Annotated in this window: 20 protein-coding genes and 3 pseudogenes; 14 read left to right on the top strand and 9 right to left on the bottom strand. The window is 65.8% G+C overall.

Annotated features, from left to right (window positions below):
• Positions 1-82: 82 nt before the first annotated feature.
• From OR16_RS03180 to OR16_RS03165, 4 genes and pseudogenes are all read left to right on the top strand, one after another.
• Positions 83-642, top strand: a pseudogene (locus OR16_RS03180) (winged helix-turn-helix transcriptional regulator).
• Between the two features lie 21 nt (positions 643-663).
• The gene (locus OR16_RS03175) at positions 664-1,776 is read left to right on the top strand and encodes an HlyD family secretion protein (RefSeq protein WP_006156520.1); all 1,113 of its coding nucleotides are present in this window, start codon (positions 664-666) and stop codon (positions 1,774-1,776) included.
• A gap of 71 nt (positions 1,777-1,847) precedes the next feature.
• A complete protein-coding gene (locus OR16_RS03170) occupies positions 1,848-3,422 on the top strand; it encodes a DHA2 family efflux MFS transporter permease subunit (RefSeq protein ID WP_043418277.1) in 1,575 nt (524 codons plus the stop codon).
• Positions 3,423-3,447: 25 nt separating this feature from the next.
• Positions 3,448-3,666, top strand: coding sequence for a hypothetical protein (locus OR16_RS03165; protein ID WP_006156518.1), 219 nt, complete (start codon positions 3,448-3,450; stop codon positions 3,664-3,666).
• 22 nt (positions 3,667-3,688) lie between these two features.
• Here OR16_RS03165 and OR16_RS03160 read toward each other — a convergent pair whose 3' ends face one another.
• The 6 genes from OR16_RS03160 to OR16_RS03135 all read right to left on the bottom strand — a co-directional run bounded on the left by OR16_RS03160 (position 3,689) and on the right by OR16_RS03135 (position 10,397).
• Positions 3,689-4,390: a TetR/AcrR family transcriptional regulator gene (locus tag OR16_RS03160; RefSeq protein ID WP_043418259.1), complete on the bottom strand. Its 702-nt coding sequence runs from the start codon at positions 4,388-4,390 to the stop codon at positions 3,689-3,691.
• 86 nt (positions 4,391-4,476) lie between these two features.
• Positions 4,477-5,466: a tripartite tricarboxylate transporter substrate binding protein gene (locus OR16_RS03155; protein WP_006156516.1), complete on the bottom strand. Its 990-nt coding sequence runs from the start codon at positions 5,464-5,466 to the stop codon at positions 4,477-4,479.
• A 24-nt stretch (positions 5,467-5,490) separates the two neighbouring features.
• On the bottom strand, positions 5,491-7,473 hold the full coding sequence (locus OR16_RS03150) for an acyl-CoA synthetase (RefSeq protein WP_237716909.1): 1,983 nt from the start codon (positions 7,471-7,473) through the stop codon (positions 5,491-5,493).
• A complete protein-coding gene (locus OR16_RS03145; RefSeq protein ID WP_006156514.1) occupies positions 7,430-8,236 on the bottom strand; it encodes an enoyl-CoA hydratase/isomerase family protein in 807 nt (268 codons plus the stop codon). The genes OR16_RS03150 and OR16_RS03145 overlap by 44 nt, the downstream gene beginning before the upstream one ends.
• 74 nt (positions 8,237-8,310) lie before the next feature.
• A complete protein-coding gene (locus tag OR16_RS03140) occupies positions 8,311-9,495 on the bottom strand; it encodes an acetyl-CoA C-acyltransferase (RefSeq protein WP_006156513.1) in 1,185 nt (394 codons plus the stop codon).
• Between the two features lie 350 nt (positions 9,496-9,845).
• Complete coding sequence (locus OR16_RS03135; RefSeq protein ID WP_006156512.1) at positions 9,846-10,397, bottom strand: TetR/AcrR family transcriptional regulator; 552 nt, start codon at positions 10,395-10,397, stop codon at positions 9,846-9,848.
• 275 nt (positions 10,398-10,672) lie between these two features.
• Here OR16_RS03135 and OR16_RS03130 point away from each other — a divergent pair, with 275 nt between their 5' ends.
• The 8 genes and pseudogenes from OR16_RS03130 (at position 10,673) to OR16_RS03095 (ending at position 18,528) form a co-directional block, all read left to right on the top strand.
• The gene (locus tag OR16_RS03130; protein WP_043418256.1) at positions 10,673-11,128 is read left to right on the top strand and encodes an SRPBCC family protein; all 456 of its coding nucleotides are present in this window, start codon (positions 10,673-10,675) and stop codon (positions 11,126-11,128) included.
• Between the two features lie 136 nt (positions 11,129-11,264).
• A complete protein-coding gene (locus OR16_RS03125) occupies positions 11,265-11,768 on the top strand; it encodes a (2Fe-2S)-binding protein (RefSeq protein WP_006156510.1) in 504 nt (167 codons plus the stop codon).
• The gene (locus OR16_RS03120; protein ID WP_006156509.1) at positions 11,761-14,136 is read left to right on the top strand and encodes a xanthine dehydrogenase family protein molybdopterin-binding subunit; all 2,376 of its coding nucleotides are present in this window, start codon (positions 11,761-11,763) and stop codon (positions 14,134-14,136) included. The genes OR16_RS03125 and OR16_RS03120 overlap by 8 nt, the downstream gene beginning before the upstream one ends.
• Positions 14,133-15,017: an FAD binding domain-containing protein gene (locus OR16_RS03115; protein ID WP_006156507.1), complete on the top strand. Its 885-nt coding sequence runs from the start codon at positions 14,133-14,135 to the stop codon at positions 15,015-15,017. The genes OR16_RS03120 and OR16_RS03115 overlap by 4 nt, the downstream gene beginning before the upstream one ends.
• 74 nt (positions 15,018-15,091) lie before the next feature.
• Positions 15,092-15,646, top strand: a complete 555-nt coding sequence (locus OR16_RS03110; RefSeq protein WP_158001322.1) for a DUF302 domain-containing protein — start codon at positions 15,092-15,094, stop codon at positions 15,644-15,646.
• Positions 15,647-15,727: 81 nt separating this feature from the next.
• Positions 15,728-16,915: a thiolase family protein gene (locus tag OR16_RS03105; RefSeq protein ID WP_006156503.1), complete on the top strand. Its 1,188-nt coding sequence runs from the start codon at positions 15,728-15,730 to the stop codon at positions 16,913-16,915.
• Positions 16,916-17,019: 104 nt separating this feature from the next.
• Positions 17,020-17,550, top strand: coding sequence for a winged helix-turn-helix transcriptional regulator (locus tag OR16_RS03100; protein WP_043418254.1), 531 nt, complete (start codon positions 17,020-17,022; stop codon positions 17,548-17,550).
• Positions 17,551-17,591: 41 nt separating this feature from the next.
• Positions 17,592-18,528 (top strand): annotated as a pseudogene (locus OR16_RS03095) (2-dehydropantoate 2-reductase).
• On the opposite strand, the gene OR16_RS03090 reads toward OR16_RS03095, so the two are convergent.
• Positions 18,525-19,544: an AraC family transcriptional regulator gene (locus OR16_RS03090; RefSeq protein WP_006156501.1), complete on the bottom strand. Its 1,020-nt coding sequence runs from the start codon at positions 19,542-19,544 to the stop codon at positions 18,525-18,527. The pseudogene OR16_RS03095 and the gene OR16_RS03090 overlap by 4 nt on opposite strands.
• A 168-nt stretch (positions 19,545-19,712) precedes the next feature.
• Here OR16_RS03090 and OR16_RS03085 point away from each other — a divergent pair, with 168 nt between their 5' ends.
• On the top strand, positions 19,713-20,249 hold the full coding sequence (locus OR16_RS03085) for a carboxymuconolactone decarboxylase family protein (RefSeq protein ID WP_006156500.1): 537 nt from the start codon (positions 19,713-19,715) through the stop codon (positions 20,247-20,249).
• Between the two features lie 234 nt (positions 20,250-20,483).
• Here the strand turns inward: OR16_RS03085 and OR16_RS45200 are convergent, their stop codons facing one another.
• Together OR16_RS45200 and OR16_RS03075 are read right to left on the bottom strand one after the other, a co-directional pair.
• Positions 20,484-20,906, bottom strand: a complete 423-nt coding sequence (locus OR16_RS45200) for a hypothetical protein (RefSeq protein ID WP_237716908.1) — start codon at positions 20,904-20,906, stop codon at positions 20,484-20,486.
• A complete protein-coding gene (locus OR16_RS03075) occupies positions 20,854-21,753 on the bottom strand; it encodes a cation:proton antiporter (RefSeq protein WP_043418248.1) in 900 nt (299 codons plus the stop codon). Before OR16_RS03075 ends, OR16_RS45200 begins: the two co-directional genes overlap by 53 nt.
• 163 nt (positions 21,754-21,916) lie before the next feature.
• On the opposite strand from OR16_RS03075, the pseudogene OR16_RS40745 reads away from it, so the two are divergent.
• Positions 21,917-22,096 (top strand): annotated as a pseudogene (locus tag OR16_RS40745) (transglycosylase domain-containing protein); the annotation flags it as partial.
• Between the last annotated feature and the right edge of the window lie 85 nt (positions 22,097-22,181).

Here is a 22,181-nt window from a genome sequence, read left to right as displayed (position 1 = left end):
ATAAGTTACTTGCATGATGATATTTACAACTCTATACTAACTTTCATATTGATAGCAACCTGATTTCCCGGAGGTCGCAAACATGCAGAAAAAGCCCCTAGACAATGCGCCTTGCCCCATCGCCCGCAGCCTGGCGCGGGTGGGTGAACCCTGGAGCATCCTGATCCTGCGGGAGGCGTTCTATGGCAACAGCCGCTTCGACGAATTCCAGAAGCAGTTGGGCATTGCACCCAACATGCTGGCGCGCCGCCTCGAAACCCTGGTGCGTGAAGGCTTGCTGGCGCGGCGCCAGTACTGCGAGCGGCCGCCACGCTTCGAATACCTGCTGACGGACCGGGGCCGCGAATTCCGCCCGGTGATGCTGGCGCTGCTGGCCTGGGGCAACCGCCACTTCTCGCCCGAGGGTGAGAGCGTGCAACTGGTGGACCGCCGGACCGGGGCCACCGTCACGCCGATCCTGGTGGATGCGCCGGCCGGGGCAGTCCCATTACCGACGCGGATCACGTCGTCGTGGCCGGGCCGGCCGCCAGCGAGCGCATGCGCGCCAAGCTTCTACAGTCGGCGCGGGCGCGCGCGGCCACCATCCCGGACGTGCCGCAGGCGGCGGCCGTATCTGAAAGCACTACTGCCCTACACGGTTAAAGCGAAACAAGAGGAAACGTCATGACAAGCGACATTACCGCCGAGCGTGCGGGCCCGGCACCCATCCCCGTCTCCAGCAAGCCCCGTATCAGCCGCAAGCGGCTGCTCGCGACCGGCGCGCTCATCGCCGCTGGCCTCGGCGCCGTTGCCTATGGGCAGCACTGGTGGACGCACGGCCGCTTCCTGCAAAGCACCGACGATGCCTATGTGGGTGGCGAAGTCACAGTGATCGCACCGAAGGTGCCGGGCTACCTGGCCGAAGTGCTGGTGACGGACAACCAGCAGGTGCACGCCGGCGACCTGCTGGCCCGCATCGACGACCGCGACTACCGCGCCGCGCTGGCCAAGGCGCAAGGCGCGGTGGCCGCCCAGCAAGCGCTGCTGGCCAACCTCGATGCCACCCGCTCCTTGCAGGAAGCCGTGATCGGCCAGGCCCGGGCAGCGGTCACCGCGGTGAATGCCGACACGCTGCGCTCGCGCGACGACCAGGCCCGTTACCAGAGCCTGGCAGCCAAGTCGGCCGTATCGGTCCAGAGCTCGCAAAAGGCCGACTCGGACTACAAGCAGGCTCTCGCCAACACGCAGAAGGCGCAGGCCAGCCTGCTTGCCGCGCAACGTCAGGTCGACGTGATCGCCACGCAAAAGCTGCAGGCGCAGGCGGCGCTGGCACAGGCGGTTGCCGAACGCGATATCGCCAAGCTGAACCTGGACTACACGGAGTTGCGCGCGCCTATCGACGGCACCATCGGCAACCGCCGGGCCCGTGTGGGCGCGTACGCCGCGGGCGGCGCGCAACTGCTGTCGGTAGTGCCGGCGCGCGGCCTGTGGGTCGATGCCAATTTCAAGGAAGGGCAGCTTGCGCGTCTGCGGCCGGGCATGCGTGCCACGGTCGAGGCCGATGTGCTGCCGGGCCGGGTATTCCACGGCCGCGTGCTCAGCCTGGCGCCGGCCACCGGCGCGCAGTTCAGCGTGCTGCCGCCGGAGAACGCCACCGGCAACTTCACCAAGATCGTCCAGCGCGTGCCGGTGCGCATCATGCTGGATGACAACGAGGCCACGCTGGCCATGCTGCGGCCAGGCCTGTCCGTGGTGGCCGAAGTCGATTCCCGCGCCGATGCGCAGGTGCAACCATGAGCAGCGATGTCCTGGCCGGGCCCGGGCAGGCCACACTGCCTGTCCAGCCTTCGGCGCCCACCGATCCCAAGATGCCGCCGCCGGCTTTTTCCCCGGCTTCCATGACCACGGCCGCCAAGGTGGTGGCTTTCGCCACCATGTGCGTGGGCATGTTCATCGCCTTGCTGGATATCCAGATCGTCTCGGCCTCGCTGCGCGATATCGGCGGCGGGCTGTCCGCCGGCACCGATGAAACCGTGTGGGTGCAGACCAGCTACCTGATCGCCGAGATCATCGTCATTCCGTTGTCCGGCTGGCTGTCCCGCGTGATGTCCACGCGCTGGCTGTTTGCCGTATCGGCGGCGGGCTTTACGCTGACCAGCCTGCTGTGCGGCATCGCCTGGAATATCCAGAGCATGATCGCCTTTCGCGCCATGCAGGGCTTCCTGGGCGGCTCGATGATTCCACTGGTGTTCACCACCGCCTTCGCCTTCTTCGCCGGCAAGCAGCGCGTGATCGCCGCGGCCACCATCGGCGGCCTGGCCTCGCTCGCGCCTACGCTCGGGCCCACGGTGGGCGGCTGGATCACCGACAACTACTCCTGGCACTGGTTGTTCTTCATCAACCTGGTGCCGGGCATCTTCATCGCGGTGGCGGTGCCGATGCTGGTGCGCGTGGACCGGCCGAACTGGTCGCTGGTGCGCGGTGCCGATTACCTCGGCATGACGCTCATGGCGCTGTTCCTCGGTTGCCTGCAATACACGCTGGAAGAAGGCCCGCGCTGGGACTGGTTCGGCGACGACGTGATCCGCACCACCGCCTGGATTTCGGCCATTGCGGGCGTCGGCTTTGTCTGGCGCAGCCTGACCTACGCGCAGCCGGTGGTGGACCTGCGCGCGCTCAAGGACCGCAACTTCGCGCTGGGATGCTTCTTCTCGTTTGTCGCTGGCGTGGGCATCTTCGCCACCATCTACCTCACGCCGCTGTTCCTGGGCCGCGTGCGCGGCTTCAGCGCACTGCAGATCGGGCTGGCGGTATTCTCCACCGGCGTGTTCCAGGTCATGTCGATTCCTGTGTACGCCTTCTTCGCCAACCGCGTGGACCTGCGCTGGCTGATGATGTTCGGGCTGGGCTGCTTTGCCTTCTCGATGTGGCAGTTCGCGCCCATCACGCATGATTGGGGCGCGCAGGAATTGCTGCTGCCGCAGGCCTTCCGCGGCATGGCGCAGCAGTTCTCGGTGGCGCCGGCGGTCACGCTCACACTGGGGGCGCTGTCGCCGGAGCGGCTCAAGCTGGCTTCCGGCCTGTTCAACCTGATGCGCAACCTGGGCGGCGCGATCGGCATCGCAGGCTGCGCGACCATCCTGAACGACCGCACCAACCTGCATTTTCAGCGCCTGGCGGAGCACCTGAACTACAGCAACGAGGCCATGGGCGCGCTGCTGCAGGCGGTGGGCAGCAATATGGCCGCGCTGGGGCACGACGCCGCCGATGCGCAGTCCGCCGCGCTCAGGCAACTGTGGGCGCTGACGTGGCGCGAGGCGCAGACGCAGACGTTTGGCGATGCCTTCCTGGTCATCATGGTGTGCTTCGTCATTGCTACCGCCATGGTGCCGCTGATGCGCAAGGTGGCGCCGCCAAAAGCGCCGTCGGCCGATGCGCACTGAGACCAATGTCATCCGGAGATTGATCATGCATACCCGTTTAACCAGCGCCCTGGCCTGTGCCGCGCTGCTTGCCGCCATGGCGGCCCAGACCGTCCACGCCAGCACGGAGCGGCCGCGCGACAGCGGTGTGGGTTGGGCCGGCGCCGACAATCGCTACTGCAAGGTTCCGCATGATGCCGTGGCCGGCGATGCGCGCTCGGCATCGCCGGAGTCGGAGTCATCCCCATCGGCGGCAGGGCGCTGATGCCGGGATTCCGGCAGGTCCGCTACGAATGCGCGGCGGCGCGCCGCGCCCTCGGCTTCGCGGCAGCCGGCGCGGCTGCCGCGGCCTTTGCCTTGCCGGCAGCCAGCAGGCCTGTCAGGACGAAATCCTGTACGGCCTGCCGCCACTGCGCCAGGGTCACCTTCGGGCGTGTGCTTGGTCCGGTCGGCTTGGCGCTGAAGAACATGCTGACGCCGTGCATGGCGGACCATGCGCAGCGCACCATCATGTCGTCGAACTGGTCCGCCAGGCCGTGCGCATTGAAGTAGTCCTGCACCGCGCCAAACAGTAACTGGTAAGACGCGGTTCCCGCTTCCAGCAGCTCGGGGTAGTTCTCCTTGCCGGCGATTTGCGGGCCGAACATCAGGTAGAACAGGGCTGGGTGTTTGACGGCGAACTCGATATAGCCGTCCATGACGGTCAGCAGCCGGGCGTCGGCCGTCATGTCGGCCGACAGCCGGGCTCGCCGTGTCGCCACCAGTTCGCGGAACCCGTCGGCGGCAATTGCGGCAAGCAGGCCTTCCTTGTCGGCGAACTGGTTGCGAGGCGCGCCGTGCGAAACGCCGGCGAGCCTGGCGGCCGAACGCAATGTCAGGCCATGCACGCCTTCGGCGGCCAGGATTTCCCTGCCGCAGCGGATCATTTCTTCCCGCAGGTTGCCATGATGATAGCTTTGGCGGGCCGGGGGAGTCGTAGCGTTCGTCATGGGTTGCCGTTCGTGGTGTCTTCAGGCCTCCATGTTAGCGCTAATGAACACCGGGCCAGCGCAGGCCCGGCCGGCCCTTGCTGCGCCTATTGCAGGGTGATGTGTTTTTCGGCGACGACCTTGGCCCAGCGGTCTGCGTCTTTCCGGATCTGGGCGTCGAACGCGGCGGCCGTGGTGCCACTGGGTTCCGTACCCAGTTCGAGCAGTTTCGACTTGACTTCCGGCAGCATGACCGCCTTCGACACCTCCGCGCTGAGACGGTTGACGATGGCATCGGGCGTGCCGGCCGGCGCAAACAGGCCGAACCAGCCGACGTCGGCAAACTGCGGATAGCCTTGCTCGACGAAGGTCGGGACGTTCTCCAGCCCCTTCCAGCGCCGCGGCCCGGTCACGCCGATGGCGCGCACGGTGCCCGCCTGGATGTGCGGCTTGATCGAGAGCGGATCCACGAACAGGCCGTTGATCTGTCCGCCGATCAAATCCTGTATCGCGGGGGCCGAGCCCTTGTAAGGAACGTGCAGCATGTCGAGCCCGCTAGCAGAAGCCAGCAGCTCGCCCCAGAGGTGGGAGCCGGTGCCGGTGCCGAATGAGCCGAAATTGAGCTTGGTGCTGGTTGTCTTGCCGTATGCCAGGTAACTCTTCAGGTCGGTCACGGGCAGCTTGCGGTCCACCACGAACACGACCGGCGACGCCGTAATCTCCGCCACGCCCCTGAAGCTCCTGATGGCGTTGTACGGGAGATCCTTGAATAGCGCCGGCTGGATGCTGTGCGCGGAATTGTTCATCAGCAGGGTGTAGCCGTCCGGCGCGGCTTTCGCCGCGATCGAGTAACCCACCACCGTCTGCCCGCCGGGCCGGTTGTCCACGATGACCGGCTGGCCCAGCTGCCGCGACAGCGCGGCGCCGAGGGTGCGGGCGATGATGTCGGTACCGCCGCCGGCGGCATAGGGAACAATGATGCGGACCGGATGCGCGGGGTAGTCCCCTGGCTTCTCGGCCAGCGCGGGTTGGGCCGCCAGCAGCAGGCTGCTGGCGACACCGGCCGCGACGCGCGCGGCCGTGTCGGATAGGGTCATGGCTGTCTCCTTCGTCTATTCCGTTTACTCGTACACCACCGCGTACTTGATGGTCAGCGTGGCGAATGCGGCGTCGATCGTCGTCCGGGCGGCCTCGCGCTCGGTTGCGCTCAGTGTGGCGGGCAAGACCAGCGTCGAAGTCAAGCCCTGGTCACCCCGATCCTCGACGCGAATGTCCTGCACGGGCACCGGAGCGTCCGTGGCGGCGTCTGCCAGCATCTGGTGCTGGGCGCGCCGGATGGCGTCGCCGCGCAGGACGTTCTTCTGGATCTTGCCGACCGCCGTCTTGGGGATGACATCGACCAGGTAGAACTGCTTGGGCACCGCGGCGCGTTCGGGAATCACTTCGTAGGCGTAGTGCTTCAGCCGGCCGAGCGGATAGTCGTTGCCAGGCTTGAGCGCAATGTAGGCGACCGGTAGTTCGCCAGCATGCGCGTCCGGGATGCCGATTGCGGCAGCGTCGAACACGGCGGGATGGCGGTAGAGCGCTTCCTCGATCATGCGCGGGTCGATATTGTTGCCGCCGCGGATGATCAGGTCCTTGGCCCTGCCGGTCAGCCAGAAGTAGCCCTCCGGATCCACGTAGCCGAGATCGCCGGTGTTGAACCAGCCGCCTTCGAACCAGATGTTCTGGTTGTGCTTCGGCTCCAGGTAGCCGTTGAAGATATTGGGGCCGCGCACCACCACCACGCCGGGCTCGCCCGGCTCGCAATCGCGCACGATGCGGTGGTCGGCCACCTTGACCGCCTTCATCTGCTGATAGGCCTTGCGAAAGCCGATCGAGCCCGTGCGCGCCTCGCCATAGCGCGGGTTGCAGGCGCTCAGGGCAGTGCCTTCGGTCAGGCCGTAGCCTTCTATGATGACCGATCCGGTCTTCTTCGCGAAAGCCTCGGCGATCGCCGTGGACAGCGGCGCGGTGCCGCAACTCGCGGCCTGCAGGGAGCGGATGTCGGCGTCTTCGATCGGTATGTTCAGCAGCATGTTGACGACGCTTGGCACCATGCCCAGCGCGGTGACGCGGAATCGCTCGATGATCCGCCAGATATTGCGGATCACCGAAGGATCGCGCCAGCCGCCGGAGGTCAGCATGACCACCGAAGCGCCCCGGGCCAGCGGCATCAGGCAGTTGGTCAGGACGCCCGTGACGTGGAACATCGGCACGCCGCAGACGCGTACATCCTCCGGCTGCACGTCGTACTGCATGCCGCTGACCCAGGCCATGAAGACCTCGTTGCCATGCGTATGCAGGGCGAGCTTGGGCGTACCCGTGGTGCCGCCGGTGTGGAACATGGAGGCAGTGTCGTCCGGTGAAAAGCGGCGTCCGCTGTCAAGCGTCTGGGCGTTGAAACGCGGCAGTTCGGCATCGAGGTCGACAACCGCGCTTTCGCTGGCCTGGCCTCCGCCCGCCTTGATCCAGTGCCGCACGCCGGGCAAGTCCTGCCGGATCAGCATGGCCTTGTTCCACGCCTCGATGTCCGGATCGGGGCCGTAGACGATGACCGCCTTTGCCCCGGCATTGCTCAGCAGGGTACGGATGATCTCCGGCTCCAGCATCCAGTTGACCGGGCAGGCAATCCCGGCCGCTTCGCTGCCCCAGATCGCGTACTGCGATTCCAGCGCAACCGGCATGAGGATGCCGATCACGTCGGTCGGGCCGAGGCCGAGGGCGTGCAGCAGGTTGGCGGTCTGGGTAATGCGCCCGAACAGCTGGCCGTGGGTGACCGTGGTGGTGCGGTCGAGCTCGTCCCCGGAGGCGAAGTGATACAGCGCGGGGCATCCGGCGCGCGATCGCGCGCCATGCGCAGCAGCTCGTAAGTGCTGGGGGGCAGGTTGCGCTCGGCCAGCGGCGTTTGCTCGAAACGCTCGATATCGGCGATCGTGCGGACCTGCAGCCGTGGCGTGTAGAGATCGGGATGTCCGGTGCGGGCCGCGTGTGCGGCGTCCATGGTTGCGTGGCTCATGATCAGGTTCCCCGGTAGACCGGACGGCGCTTGTTGAGGAAGGCATCGCCACCTTCATGCATGTCGTCGGTGCTGAAGAGCGTGGCGAAGGCGAGTTGTTCCATCATCAGCGCCGTGTCCAGGCTGGCGTCCTGGCCGTTGTTGATCATCAGCTTGGCCATGGCGATGGAGTGCGGCGACTTCTCGGCGATGCGCTGCACATAAGCCTTGGCCTCATCGAGCAGAGCCGCGGCAGGTACCACTTTGTTGATCAGCCCGATGCGGTAGGCTTCGTCCGGCTTGATGATCTCGCCGGTAAAGATCATCTCCTTGGCCCGTGTCGCGCCCACCAGGCGAACGAGGCGCTGGGTACCCCCCCGCCCCGGGATCAGGCCGACATTGGTTTCGGTCTGCCCCATCAGCGCGTTGTCGGCGGCCACGCGCAGATCGCAGGCCATGGCGAGCTCCAGCCCGCCGCCAAAACAGGGCCCGGCAATGGCCGCCACCACCGGCACGGTACTGTGGTGTATCAATGCCCACAGGTCGGGCGCGCCGCTGGTGGGGCTGAACGACTCGATCGGGCGACGCTTGAGCATCTCCACGAGGTCGCCCCCGGAGACGAATGCCTTGGTGCCGCCCCAGAGGACGATGCCGCGGATGGTCTTGTCGGCCATCAGCGAGGTCATGGCCGCGTAGAGGTCATTGCGCAACGCGCCATTGAGCGCGTTGTACTTCTCGAGCCGGTTCATCGTCACGATGCCGCAGCTGCCGTCCCGGTCGACGAACACGGTGTCGTACTCGGTGATGTTGGTGGTGGGATTGCTTGTCATGGCTTGGTCTCCTGATGTGCTGATGTGCTGACGTGCTGACGTGCTGATGTGCCGAGGTGCTGGTGCGCCGCCGCTCAGTGGATGAACTCGAACAGGCCAGCCGCACCCATGCCACCGGCGGCGCACATGGTCACCACGCCATACTTCGCCTTGCGGCGGCGGCCTTCCAGCAGGATGTGGCCGACCTGGCGCGCGCCGGTCATGCCATAAGGGTGGCCGATCGCAATGGCGCCGCCATTGACGTTCACGCGCTCCTCCGGCAGGCCGAGCTGGTCGATGCAGTACAAGGCCTGGCAGCCGAATGCTTCATTGAGCTCCCACAGGTCGATGTCGTCGACGCTCAGTTCATTGCGCTCCAGCAGGCGCGGCACCGCGCGCACCGGGCCGATGCCCATCTCGTCCGGCTCCACGCCCGCGGTGGCCAGGCCGATGAAGTAGCCAAGCGGCTCAAGGCCACGCCGCTGCGCCTCCTTCTCGGACATCACCACGAGCGCGGCCGCACCGTCCGACAGCTGGCTGGCATTGCCGGCCGTCACCTGGTATCCCTCTCCTTTCACGGGGGGCAGGGCGCTGAGCTTTTCCAGCGTGGTGTCCGGACGGTTCCCTTCGTCGGCGTCCAGCAGGCAGGCCTCGGTGACCGTTTGTCCGGTCGCTTTGTCAGTCACGCCTTTGATCGTGGCCAGCGGCACGATCTCATCCTTGAACAGCCCGTCCTGCTGGGCCTTGGCGGTGCGCTGCTGGCTGCGCACGGAGAACGCATCGGCCCGTTCGCGTGCCATGCCGTAACGCTTGGCCAGGATCTCGGCCGTGTCGATCATGTGCAGGTAGACATCCGGCCGGTGCTTGGCCAACCAGGCTTCCTGCTGGGCCGTCTTGAGGGTGACCGGCTGCGACAGGCTGATGGATTCGACACCGCCTGCCACCATGACCGGCACCTTGTCGATCAGCACGCGCTGCGCCGCGAAGGCAACTGCTTGCAGGCCGGAGGCGCAGAAGCGGGTGAGCGTGGTACCGCTGACCGACACCGGCAGGCCCGCGCGAATGCCGGCAGCGCGAGCGATGTTGCCGCCGGTGACGGCGATCGGCTGGCCGCAGCCAAAGATGATGTCCTCGACTTCGGCGCCGTCGAGGCGCGCGCGGCTGACCGCGTGCTCGATCACATGTCCGGCCATGGTGGCGCCATGGGTCTGGTTGAAGGCCCCGCGCCCGGCTTTGCCGATAGGGGTGCGGGCGTACGAAACGATGACTGCGCGAGACATAGGTTCTCCTTTGGCTTTGATATCGACGGCTGCGTGCGCATGCAAGATGCAGCTGCACGGCACATATAGACAGTGGATACATTAAGGCGGAATCAATCCTGACTACGACTTGACTTGCGTTGGTTCCCGCGTCAGGACGGATAGTCTTGCTGGTGTATCCACTGTCTACATCGTAGTGACAGGATTTCGTGAGGTCAAGGAGCCAACGCCGGGGCGCGGGTTAACCTCGATTGAGCCGTGTGTTATTGAGAGGCGACGCGCGCCGCAGCGTCGACGCGATCGCATCGACGCGAGGAGGGGAAGAAGGGAAGGGGGAAGAGGGAAGAGGGAAGAGGGGGAAGCGTTCGCGCTTATCGGGATGCCTGCACGGCGTTCACGATTTCGGTGGACAGCGCTTCGGAGCGTACGGCGCGCGCGAGCACCATGGCGCCGACCATCGTGGCGAGCATGGCAATCGCATCTTCGCGCGCGGCTGGGGTCTCGTCTCCCGCGATCAACTCGATCAGCGAGGCGACCCGGGCCTCGAAGCGCCGGCGCGTCCTGGCATCGAGCCTTGCGACGTCAGTGCCCAGGGCGGCGATCGCACAACCTTTTTCAACATGGTCGCGATGCCGTTTGCTCATATAGGCATGCATGATGGCGCGATTTCGCTGCTTTGGCGGCGACGCGGCGGCCGCGTCGCCGAGAAAGGCCATGGTCTGGTCGAACGCGGCATCGAGTGCGTCGGCGACCAGCGCATCCTTGGAGTCGAAATGCGCATAAAAGCCGCCATGGGTAAGGCCCGCACTCTTCATCAACTGCGCAACGCCAACGCCATTGACGCCGTGTTCGCGAAACTCGATGGAGGCGGTCTCGACGATCTGCTTGCGGGTTTCGGCTTTGTGGTCTGGCGAGTAGCGCACGATTGGACTCCGTTGCATTTGCATTTGTATTTGTATTTAAACGTACCTCTGTAATATATAGTATGACGATCATCATTGCATAGTGGGTGAGCGAGGATGATGTGCAGGCAGGAGAAGCGGGTGTCGCGTGGACCGCGGTCCTAGGGTTAGCACTGAGGCCAAAATGCGTCTCCTTGCTTGACGCTGTCCCAGTGCTTTCCTAGGATGTAGACATCGGATACATATCCGGGTTTTTCTACTGCGCCGTCTGGCGCAGCCCAGGGGAGGAGCGGGAATTGGAATTGACTGGCACACAGGTAATCAAGGCGCCGCGGGCGGAGGTGTGGCGGCGCTTGAACGACCCGTCCACGCTGCAGAAGTGCTTGCCCGGATGCGAGCAGTATCAGAAGGCGGAAGACGATAGCTACGACGCGGTGATCGTCGCCGCGATCGGTCCCATCAAGGCCCGTTTCAAGGGGACCGCCCGGTTCTCGGACCTGCGCGAGGGCCTTGGCTACCGCATCGAGGGCAGCGGCACGGGCGGGATGGCCGGCTTCGGCAAGCTGGGCGCGGATGTCCGCCTGGAGGACATCGATGGCGGCACCACCTTGCACTATGCCGCGGTTGCCCAGATGGGCGGCAAACTGGCGCAGTTCGGCTCCCGCCTTGTGGGGGCGGTAGCAAACAACAAGTTCCTCGCGGATTTCTTTTCGCGGTTCGAGCAGTTGGTGTTGGACAATCCGGAAACCTGAAGACCGTCGCGGGAGCCATCTGTCACGAAGGCTGGCCCCATCGTCTTTCTTCGTTCTTTAGTATGATGATCATAATTCTATGAGCCACCGCGTCGGCGGAGGGTGACGGCGCCGCAAGGCGGCCAAAGGAGACAAGGTGGAAAAAGTGCAGCTACACAACACCATCAATGATGTGAGCGAGACGCATGAGGTCGAGCCGAGGCAGCTCCTGGTCCACATGCTTCGGGATTCGTTGCGCCTGACCGGGGTTCACATCGGTTGCGACACGTCCCAGTGCGGCGCATGTACCGTGCTGCTCGATCAGCAGACTGCCAGGTCTTGCACCGTGCTCGCCGTGCAGACGGAGGGGGTATCGATCCATACGATCGAAGGCATGGAAGGCGATCCGACCGTGACAGCGCTAAAACAGGCATTCAACGAACTGCATGGCCTGCAATGCGGCTTCTGCACACCGGGCATGCTGCTTGCCGCGCGCTCGCTGCTGCTGCGCATGCGTGATCCCTCGGAGGCGGAGGTGAGGGAGGCCCTGCACGGCAACCTGTGCCGCTGCACCGGTTACCAGAATATCGTCGATGCCGTGTTGCTCGCGGCTGCAATGCTGCGGCAAGGCGTGGCGGTTGGGGAGCCTTGCCATGAGTGAAGCCTTGCATGATGCCGCGCGGACCTATATCGGCAGGCCCATCCGGCGCAGGGAAGACCAGCGCTTGATGGGCGGGCGTGGGAAGTTCACCGATGACTTCCAGTTTCCGGGCATGGTATTCGCCGCCTTCGTCAGGTCGCCGTTTGCCCATGCCGATGTTCGGCATATCGACACGGCCAGCGCGCTGGCATTGCCCGGGGTGGTGGGTGTCTTGACCCACGCGGATATCCAGGGAAAGGTTGGCGATATCCGTCCGAACTGGGTGGTGGGAGATTCAAAGGTGCCGGCCCATCCGCCGCTGGCCGCAGGGCGGGTGCGCTACGCCGGCGAAGCCGTGGCCATGGTGCTGGCCGCAACGCGCGAACTGGCGGCCGACGCGGCCGAACTGGTGGCGGTCGACTACGAGGAACTGCCCGTGGTGGTCGACGCCGAGGCCGCGTTGCTGCCCCAGGCACCCCAGCTCCACAGCAATGTGGCGGGCAACCTGATTGGTGTCTACCGTGTCAAGGGAGGCAGCTACGAGGATGCGGTCAAGGCGGCCGACCGCGTGGTCGCCATCCGGCTGGTGAACCAGCGCCTGATTCCCAGCCCGCTGGAGCCGCGCGCGCTGTGCGCCAGCTACGACCCGGCCGACGAGCGGCTGACTTTCATCGTGCCGACGCAGGTGCCGCATATGTCGAGGCGTTGGCTTTCGGAGGCCCTGGGCTGGCCCGAGCATCGAATCCGTATCGTCGCGCCCGACATTGGTGGCGGGTTCGGGGCAAAGATGCATTTCTACGCGGAGGAAGTGCTGGTCGCGTTTGCCTCCCGGCATTTCAGCCGTCCGGTAAGCTGGACCGAGTCGCGCAGCGAGAATCACCTGGCTACCACGCACGGCCGCGCGCATGTGGAGTATGTCGAGGCCGCGGTCAAGGATTCCGGCAAAGTGCTGGGCATCAAGGTGCGGTCTATCGCCAACCTTGGCGCCTATCTGTCCAATATGGCCACCGGTATTCCGACGGTGAACACGGCCAGCTACGTCACCGGCAACTACCAGATCACCTCGGTCGATGTCGAAGTCAACCTGGTCACGACCAATACCACGCCGGTCGATGCCTATCGCGGGGCGGGGCGGCCAGAGGCGGCCTATATCGTCGAACGGATGATGGATGCGGTGGCCGGGGCGCTGGATATCGATCCGGTCGAACTGCGACGGCGCAACCTGGTGCAGGCCGACCAGTTCCCCTATCAGCCGCATAACAACGCGCGCGGCAAGTGGGACAGCGGCGACTACCAGGCGTGCCTCGACAGCGCCACCGAGCTGATCGACTACGCAGGCTGGCGCCGGCGCCAGGCCGCGCTGCGGCTGCAAGGCAAGTACGTCGGCATCGGCGTGACCTGCTATCTGGAACTCGTTGGCATGGGCCTCTCCGCCATGCTGCCCAAGGTCGGCTTCGATCGCGGTGGCTGGGAGAGCGCTCATATCCGCGTGCATTCCGACGGCAAGGTGACGCTGTTCAGCGGATCGATGCCCCAGGGGCATGGCCATGCCACCAGCTATGCCCAGATCGTGGCGCAGGTGCTGCAGTTGCCGATGGACGATGTCGATGTGGTGCAGGGGGACACCGATCGCGTGCTCGCCGGCCATGGCACCTTCAATTCACGCTCCATGCCGGTCGGAGGGTCCGCCGCCTATGTGGCGGCCGGAAAGATCCTTGCCAAGGCCCGCAGGATCGCGGCAATCATGCTGGAAGCCGCTGAAGAGAACGTGCGCTACGCCGACGGCGAGTTCAGGGCGGCCGGCGGGGGCAACGCCGTTGCATTCGCGCAGGTGGCGCGCATGGCCTATGTCGCCAGCAAGCTGCCCAGGGATGTCGAGCCCGGACTGGACGAGCGGGTCTTCTATGAACCCACCTCGATGGGCGCGCCCAACGGTTGCCATGCGGTGGTGGTGGAAGTGGATGCCGAAACCGGGCTGGTGAAGATCCTCGACTACGTCGCGGTGGACGACGTCGGCGTATTGATCAATCCCATGCTCTGCCATGGCCAGATGCATGGCGGGATTGCGCAAGGGATCGGGCAGGCGCTCTTCGAAGAGGCCAAGTATGACGAGGCCGGCCAGTTGCTGTCGGGCTCGCTGCTCGACTACGGCTTCCCCCGCATCGAGCAGGTTCCCCGCATGCGCACCAGCTTCCATGTTTCGCCCTCGCCCACGAACCCGCTGGGGGTAAAGGGCATCGGCGAAGCCGGTTGCGTCGGCGCGCCGCCCGCGGTGGTGGCGGCCGTCTGCGATGCGCTGAAGCCATTCGGCATTACCCATCTCGATATGCCCCTGACGCCGCCCAAGATCTGGCGCGCGATCGATGAGGCTAGCAGGAGCGCGGCATGATTCCCTACGAAGTTGAGTATGTCCGGGCCAGCAGCGTGCAGGATGCACTCTCGCTGCTGTCGGGCGACGCGGATGCGAAGATCCTGGCCGGCGGCCATTCGCTGGTGCCCATGATGAAGCTGCGGCTGGCCAGGCCGTCGTTCCTGGTCGATATCGGCCGCCTTGCCGAACTCAGGGGCATTGAAGTCCATCCGGATCGCGTCTCGATCGGCAGCGCCACCACGCACGCGGAGCTGGCTGTTGACAGCCGGCTCAAGACGCTGGCGCCGCTGTTTGCCCTGGTCGGCCAGGTCATCGCGGACCCCGCGGTACGCAATCGCGGAACCATTGGCGGCTCGCTGGTCAATGCCGATCCGGCGTCAGACTGGCCGGCTGCGGTGCTGGCGCTCGATGCGATCATGGAGGTGGCAGGCGCAAACGGCTCACGGCGCGTGCCGGTGCGGGATTTCTTTGTGGGGTTCATGGCCTCGGCGGTGCGGCAGGACGAGATTCTCACCCGCATCCATATTCCGTTGCCGGCTGCGGTCCGGGTCGGCTACCGGAAATTCCGCCATCCGTCGTCGGGCTACGCCGTGGCCGCCGCCGCGGTGACGCTGCGTTTCGACGGGGACAAATGCCTGGGTGGGACCATCGGGATCACCGGCGTCGCCGATATGCCGTTTCGCGCCTATGCGGCCGAGGCTTTGCTGGCCGAAGGCTTCGCCGGCGGTGTCGATGAAATGGCCCGTATCGCCGCCGCGGCGTTCGACGGGGTGGCGCCGCTGGAGGACAGCTTTGCCGATGCTGGGTACCGGCTTCAACTCGGCAGAGTCATGCTGAAGCGGGCCTTGGCGGATGCTTGCGCAGGCAACCAGGCAGGCACGACATGTTCCGAAACCTGATCATCCTCGGCCCTGGCCTGGCGCTGACGCTCGCGCTGGCCAGCGGGGCCGCAAGCAGTGGAGAACCGATCACAATGAAACCGACCGCAATGCCGCCCCCGTCCGCCCTGATCAAGCTGGTCTCGTCCCGGCAGGTCAGTGTCACGCACCAGGACCTGGAGATCGAAGTCAGCTATGCGGCCTTTACGCGCAACTTCGAAGCCATCCTCGGCAGGTTCGATCCCACGGTTTCGGCCACGCTTGCCAGCGATCCGGCCGCGGCGCAGGCGCGCATCAGGCAGATGGAAGGAGAGCAGGGCCTGATGATCTTTGCGGTGCAAAACCACGGCGCGCTGTTCGCTCTGGCCGGGGCGCAACGCCATGCCAAGCGCTATCACGTGGGCAACCCGGGGATCGCGTTTCAGATGACGCGCCACGACATCCGCGCCGGGCTCTACGCGCCGTTGTCCGTGCTGGTCTACGAAGCAAAGCCAGGTGCGGTGAGGGTGGAGTTCGACCAGCCGTCGACGCTGTTCGGGCAGTTCGGCGACGCCGACGTCCTGGCGGTGGCGCGCGCGCTCGACGGCAAGCTCGAGAAGGTGATCGAGCATGCGGCGATGCTGGCCGTCAGCCAGCAGCCAGGCCAATGACCGTTTTTTCTACCCGGCCTGGTGCCGCGGCAGTTTGCCGCTGGCCACCGGCCGGGCTGTCCACACGCGAGGGGTGATGTGATGAAAGCAAGAGAAGTCGTACTGTGCCAGCCCGTGCGCACCGCTATCGGGTCGTATAACGGGTCGCTGAAGACAACGCCGGCGACCGAGCTTGGGGCCGCGGTGATCCGCGAGACGGTCCGCCGCTCTGGCGTCGATCCGGAACGGATCGGCAGCGTGGTGTTCGGCAATGTGATCCAGGCGGGCAACAGGATGAATCCCGCCCGGCAGGCGGCCATTGGCGCGGGCCTGCCGGTTTCGCTGCCGGCGATGACTGTCAACCGCGTATGCGGGTCCGGCGCGCAGGCCATTGCCAGCGCCGCCGATGAAATCTGGCTTGGCCATGTCGAGGTGGCGATTGCCGGCGGCATGGAGAATATGGACCAGGCGCCCTACCTGATGCCCGCCGGCCGCTGGGGCAGCCGCATGGGCGACGCGGCATTGCAGGACAGCATGCTGCGCGACGGCTTGGTGGATGCGTTCTCGGGCGAGCACTCTGGCTGGCATACCGAGGACCTGGTGGCGCGTAACAAGATCAGCCGCGATGAGCAGGACCACTGGGCCGAACGTTCGCAAAGCCGCTTTGCGCGCGCGCAGGAGCAAGGCCGCTTTGTGGAACAGATTGTCGGCGTGCCAGTAAAGGCAAAGGGTGGCCCGGCCACATTCAACGTGGACGAAGCGAACCGGCCGGACACCACTTTCGAGGTTCTCAGCAAGCTGCGCCCGGCATTCCGCAAGGACGGCACCATCACCGCGGGCAATGCCCCGGGGCTCAATAGCGGTGCGGCAGCCATGCTGGTCGCCGAACGATCCCTGGCCGAGCGCTTCGGGCTGGCACCGATGGCCCGGCTGGTGGCCTACGGCGTGGGCGCCGTCGAGCCGGGACTGTTCGGCCTGGGCCCCGTCCCCGCTGTGCGCCAGGCGCTGCAGCGCGCGCAGTGGGCGCTGGGCGATGTCGAGCGGATCGAAATCAATGAGGCCTTCGCGGCGGTGCCGCTGGCGGTGGCAGGCGAACTCGGGCTGCCGCTGGACTTGATCAACGTGGAAGGCGGCGCCATCGCGCATGGCCATCCGATCGGCGCAACCGGGGCGGTGCTGACAACACGCCTGCTGTACTCGATGCGCGCGGACGGGATACGCCGGGGCATCGTGACCCTGTGCATCGGGGGCGGGCAGGGCATTGCGCTGGCGCTCGAAGCGCTGGACTAAACAACATGCCGAGGGCGGCAAGGCGGGAGGGTTTCCGGTTTTACCACGCAATAATCCAGCTATCATATTGAAAGTATCTTGATGCCGGAGCGGAGCCCTCGACCATGCAAAGAAAGACCTTCAGAAACATGCAATGCCCCATCGCCCGTGGGCTGGAGCGGGTTGGCGAGTGGTGGAGCATGCTGCTGATGCGCGAGGCGTTCTACGGCGCGCGGCGTTTCGACGACTTCCAGAAGAACCTGGACATCGCGCCCAATATGCTCACGCGCCGCCTCACCGCGCTGGTGGAGGAGGGGCTGCTGGAGCGGCAGCAATACTCCGAGAAGCCGCCGCGCTACGAGTATGTGCTGACGCCGTGCGGGCGCGATTTCCTGCCCGTGCTGCTGGCCATGCTGGCCTGGGGCAACAAGCACTTGGGGCGGGACGGCCCCAGCGTGGAGTTGCGCGACAAGGAAACCGGCAAGGTGGTCGATCCGGTGCTGGTGGATGCCGGCACCGGCGAGCCCCTGAGTTTCAGGCGGCACGCCCTGGTCGCGGGTCCGGCCGCCGCCGACGGCATGCGCCGGCGCCTGGCATCCGCCGCCGGCTTCCTGTCAGGCGCGGAGGAGGCCGCGCAGGCCGGCGGCGGGTCGTAGGCAGCTTTTTTTACATCGAAGTCACGAGAGCGGGGAACGTCATGAAGATTCTGGTCCTGGGCGCTGGCGCCATGGGTGGCTATTACGGCGGGCGCCTCATGCAGGCTGGGGCTGATGTCACGTTCCTGGTGCGGCCACGGCGAGCGCAAGTGCTGGCAAAAGATGGCCTGGTCGTACGCAGCGAGCTTGGCGATATCCGCGCTGCCGTGAAGACGGTGCTGGCCGAGCACGTCAAGGCGGATTACGACCTGGTCCTGCTGGCATGCAAGACCTACGACCTGGACAGCGCCATGGCTGCGCTGGCCCCGGCGCTCGATGGCGGCGGCGGCAAGGGCGCGGCGATCCTGCCGCTGGTCAACGGGTTGCGCTCGTACCAGACGCTGGACGCGCGCTACGGCCGCGAACGGGTACTCGGCGGTGTTTCCTACATTGCCACCACGCTGGACGCCACTGGCGCGGTGGAGCACCAGGGCGCGGTCGACCGGCTCATCGTAGGCGCTCGCGCGGAGTCGGCACAGGCGCTGGCCAGCGCTTTCCATGCGCTGGCGGCCAGCACGCCCGGCACGCGCGAGCTGTCGTTGGCCATCGACCAGGCGCTGTGGAACAAGTGGGTGATGATTTGTGCCGGCGCGTTGATGACCTGCCTGATGCGCGGCACGGTCGGCGAGATCACGAGGACCGTGGACGGCCGCAAGCTGATGCAGCAGGCCATGGACGAATGCGCGGCGGTGGCGCGCTTGTCCGGCCATGCCTTGCCCGAGCCGGTGGTTCAGGCCATGGCCGCGCGCCTGCTGGACGAAACCTCGACGTGGGCCTTCGATGCGGCGCGATATCGCGCAGGGCGCGCCGCGCCTGGAGGCTGACGACATCGTTGGCGACATGGCGCAGCGCGCCGCGCGGCTGGGGCACGACGTGCCGCTGGTGCGCATTGCCTATAGCCATCTGCAGGTCTACGAAGCGCAGCGCGCCGCGGCCTAGCCCGCCGTTTCGTCCTGGTCGTCCTCTTCCTCCTCTTCCTCCTGGTCCTTCACGGCCCCCGTGGCCATCGCTGCGGCGGCGGCCGAGCGGCGCTCCCGCGCCGCGCGCCGGAAACTGCCCGGCCCAACGCCAAAGTACGCCTTGAAGGCACGCCCGAACGCGGCCTCGGAGGCATAGCCGCAATGCTCGCCGATGCTGGCCGCGGATTCGCGGTCCTGCGTCAGCAGGCGGGCCGCCATTTCCATGCGCAAGGTGGTTACGAACTGAAGCGGCGTCTCGCCGCTGAGCTGCGAGAAACGCCGCGCAAAGGTGGCGCGTGACACATTGCACACCGCCGCCAGCGACGCCACCGACCACGGCTCGGCCGGCGCGCGCAGCACCGCGTCGATCGACTTGGCTAGCCGCGCATCGGCCATCAGCGCCAGCACGCTATGCGTGACGCCGCCCTGCGCGATCAACGCGCGCAACAGCAGGGTCAGCAACGCGGTGGAGAGCTGGCCGATGACCGCCGTGCCACCCGGTTCGGGTGCCTGCGCCTCGTTGCGCATCATGCCGATCAGCGCCTCCAGCCAGGCGCAATCGGCGCGCTGCGCGGTGGCCACGCGCAGCACCGGCGGCAGGTTGCGCAACAGCATCGTGCCCGGCAAGCCCAGCACGAACGTGCCGCACAGCATGTCCAGCGGATGTGTGTCGCCGGGTATCGTCACCTCGGTCAGCAAGCCATTGAAGCGCGTTGCCTGGGCCGGCGTGCGGGCGTCGGCACCGCCCGCATCGTCGGGCAGGCTGCGCAGCGTGTGCGCACTGCCGTGCGGGAACAGCAGCACGTCGCCCGCACGGAGCGAGATGGCCTCTTGCTCCACCAGCGCGCGCGCCTGCCCCTTCAGGATGATGTGATACGGCAGGTGGCCGGCGGGCGCCGCCGCGTTGTCCACCCGCCAGTTGCCGGCAAAGCGGCAGTGCAGGTCGACGGTGCCGGCGGGCGAAAGCATGCGCACAAGTTCGGTCAGGCTATCCATGGCGGGAACGGTGGGATCAGAGCGGTAGCGCGGTATTGAGACGATGGGGCAAGATAATGCGACGATTATATGCGGTAAGTCGCGTCTGGTGCGCCTAGACTTCAGTCCATGGAAGCAGCGCAACACAGACAGCGCGGGTCCATCAACCAACCGTAAAGGAGTGTCGTCATGTCCCGTCTTCACACCATCAACACCGCCGAAGCTACCGGCCAGGCCGCCCAACTGTTCGCCGCCATCAAGGGCGCCGTGGGCAAGGTGCCCAACGCTTACGCGGTCATCGGCAGCAATGCCCCCGAGGTGCTGGCCCACGCGCTGCAAACCGGAGCGCTGCTCAAGACCTCCACGCTCAGCGCGCGCGAGCTCGAAGCGATCAACCTTGCCGTCAGCGAAGCGTCGGGTTGTGACTATTGCGTGGCCGCGCACACCATGACCGGCAAGATGGCCGGCTATAGCGCCGAACAAACGCGTGAACTGCGCGCCGGCGCATACCCGCAAGACAGCAAGATCGATGCGCTGGTCCGCTTCGCCCTGGCCGTGGCCACGACCTCCGGCACGGTGCCCGCCAGCGTCGTGGCCAATGTGCGCGAAGCCGGCTACACCGACCGCCAGATCGTCGAGAGCATCCAGGCCATCAGCGCGATCCTGTTCACCAACATGATCAACCGCGTCAACGATACGGTGATCGACTTCCCCAAGGTGGCGTGAACAGGGCGGCAGGCGGGGCGATCATGGCCCGCCCGCCGTCTTGTTAGTGTCTATCGAAATGCGGAATCTTTCGTTGCGCTCCGATGCCCCTGTTGTGGACAAAGAGGATCGCTAGCGTCATGTCAGCGCGGTGTTTGGCAGCTGGGCACAGGCGCAGAACCGGCATTTCGCCGATGGTGGCGAGTTCGACAAGATCTGCCAGAGCCGCCAGTAACGCGGCCCGTGCCGGACCGGCTATCGCTTCGCGCTCAAGCCGTTCAGGTGCTTGACCAGCTTGCCCAGCGTGGTGGCCTGGATCAGCAGGCTGAACACCACCACCAGGTAAGTCACGCCGATCAGCATCTCGCGGCCAGGGAACTCCGGCAGCGATAGCGCTAGCGCAATCGAGATGCCGCCGCGCAGGCCGCCCCAGGTCATGATGGTGGCCGAGTGCGGATTGAGCCGGCGGAAGTTCTGCAGCGCCAGCAGCGGGACGGCTACGCTGATGCCGCGTGCCAGCAGCACCACGGGAATCGCGGCCAGTCCCAGCCAGACGATATGCAGCTGCAGCGACAGCGCGATGATCTCCAGCCCGATCAAGCCGAACAGCACCAGGTTGAGCAACTCATCCAGCAGGCCCCAGAAGTTGAACAAGTGCTCGCGGGTCTTTTCCGACATGGACTTGGAGGTGCTGTGGTTGCCGATCACCAGGCCCATGATGACCACTCACCAGGCCCATGATGACCACCGACAGCGGCGCGGACACGTGGACTGCCTCGGCCAGGCTGTAGCCGCCGGTGGCCAGCGCCAGCGTGATCAGGATCTCGACCGGATAGCTATCTATCCCGCGCAGCAGCACCGACGCCACGTAGCCCACCACGACACCTAGCGCAACGGCGCCCAGCACTTCGCGCACCAGCGCGAGCGCCACGTCGGGGGCGGAGAATTCCGTGGTGCCCGTCGCCAGCCCCACCAAGGTCAGGAAGGCCACCACCGCCGTGCCGTCATTGAACAGCGACTCGCCGGCGATCTTGGTTTCCAGGCTTTCCGACGCACCGGCGTTCTTGAGCACGCTGAGAACAGCGATCGGATCGGTGGGCGAAATCAGCGCGCCAAACACCAGGCACCACAGCAGGCTGATCGGGTGGCCCAGCCATTGCGCGACATGGAAGAAGCCGAACCCGACCGCGGCGGTGGATATCACCACGCCGACCGTGGCCAGCATGACCACGGCCCGGCGCTGGCGGCGCATGCGCGAGAGGTCGACGTGCAGGGCGCCGGCGAACAGCAGCAAGCTGAGCAAGCCGTGGAAGACCACGTCGGAGAAATCGATCTGGGCAACCAGCTTGCGGGCCTGCGCGACCATTTCAGGGTGGTTGAAGCCGAGGATGGACACGCTCAGGCAGGTCACCAACCCGACGGCGGTGATGCCCAGGGTGTCGGGCAGCTTGATGAAGCGATGGTTGATGACGCCGAAAATGGCGATCAGGGTGAAAAGGGCGCCAGTCCCTTGGAATACAGTCATGCGGGAAGTTTTCCTTGCTCAGGGGCGTTGCGGGCATCGCGGGCGGGGTGCGATGCCATATTTGGATTTTGTGCCGCATCAACCATACCAGTGTTTGGGAAATTTCCTCAAGGGGCGCTCGCCAACGAAAAGGGGGGTAGCCGCCGCTATCCCCCTTGCTGGCCTAGCCGAATGCGCGATGCTGGCCGGATTGCCCAAGGCGCCCTCGGCGAATAACCCCGTGGTGAATCCTCGGCGCGCCCGGCAGCGGCAGGCTTATATCTTGCTGCGGATGCTGGAGTTGGGGAGGATTGGGAGGGGGAAATATGATGCGGCGTTGTTGGAGCCGTTGAGGTTGAAGTAGGGGATGGATTGGTGTTTGGGGGGGGGCGGGTCGCTGTTTGATTGATCGGCGTTGGTTATTGCGCCCAAGAGCGTACGACATCCCC

It is taken from the genome of Cupriavidus basilensis OR16, assembly GCF_000243095.1.
Taxonomy (GTDB): Bacteria; Pseudomonadota; Gammaproteobacteria; order Burkholderiales; family Burkholderiaceae; genus Cupriavidus; species Cupriavidus basilensis_D.
The sequence above is the reverse complement of the archived record's forward strand: the minus strand, read 5'-3'. Positions and strand labels throughout refer to the sequence as shown.

Coding starts and splice junctions, on each gene's coding strand:
- OR16_RS03110 (WP_158001322.1), top strand. CDS start 15,092: ATGAAACCGACCGCAATGCCGCCCCCGTCCGCCCTGATCAAGCTGGTC.
- OR16_RS03140 (WP_006156513.1), bottom strand. CDS start 9,495: ATGTCTCGCGCAGTCATCGTTTCGTACGCCCGCACCCCTATCGGCAAA.
- OR16_RS03170 (WP_043418277.1), top strand. CDS start 1,848: ATGCCGCCGCCGGCTTTTTCCCCGGCTTCCATGACCACGGCCGCCAAG.
- OR16_RS03150 (WP_237716909.1), bottom strand. CDS start 7,473: ATGCCTTCCTCAACAAGCGCCGTCCGGTCTACCGGGGAACCTGATCAT.
- OR16_RS03145 (WP_006156514.1), bottom strand. CDS start 8,236: ATGACAAGCAATCCCACCACCAACATCACCGAGTACGACACCGTGTTC.
- OR16_RS03075 (WP_043418248.1), bottom strand. CDS start 21,753: ATGACTGTATTCCAAGGGACTGGCGCCCTTTTCACCCTGATCGCCATT.
- OR16_RS03085 (WP_006156500.1), top strand. CDS start 19,713: ATGTCCCGTCTTCACACCATCAACACCGCCGAAGCTACCGGCCAGGCC.
- OR16_RS45200 (WP_237716908.1), bottom strand. CDS start 20,906: ATGTCGGAAAAGACCCGCGAGCACTTGTTCAACTTCTGGGGCCTGCTG.
- OR16_RS03115 (WP_006156507.1), top strand. CDS start 14,133: ATGATTCCCTACGAAGTTGAGTATGTCCGGGCCAGCAGCGTGCAGGAT.
- OR16_RS03160 (WP_043418259.1), bottom strand. CDS start 4,390: ATGACGAACGCTACGACTCCCCCGGCCCGCCAAAGCTATCATCATGGC.
- OR16_RS03120 (WP_006156509.1), top strand. CDS start 11,761: ATGAGTGAAGCCTTGCATGATGCCGCGCGGACCTATATCGGCAGGCCC.
- OR16_RS03155 (WP_006156516.1), bottom strand. CDS start 5,466: ATGACCCTATCCGACACGGCCGCGCGCGTCGCGGCCGGTGTCGCCAGC.
- OR16_RS03090 (WP_006156501.1), bottom strand. CDS start 19,544: ATGGATAGCCTGACCGAACTTGTGCGCATGCTTTCGCCCGCCGGCACC.
- OR16_RS03100 (WP_043418254.1), top strand. CDS start 17,020: ATGCAAAGAAAGACCTTCAGAAACATGCAATGCCCCATCGCCCGTGGG.
- OR16_RS03165 (WP_006156518.1), top strand. CDS start 3,448: ATGCATACCCGTTTAACCAGCGCCCTGGCCTGTGCCGCGCTGCTTGCC.
- OR16_RS03175 (WP_006156520.1), top strand. CDS start 664: ATGACAAGCGACATTACCGCCGAGCGTGCGGGCCCGGCACCCATCCCC.
- OR16_RS03105 (WP_006156503.1), top strand. CDS start 15,728: ATGAAAGCAAGAGAAGTCGTACTGTGCCAGCCCGTGCGCACCGCTATC.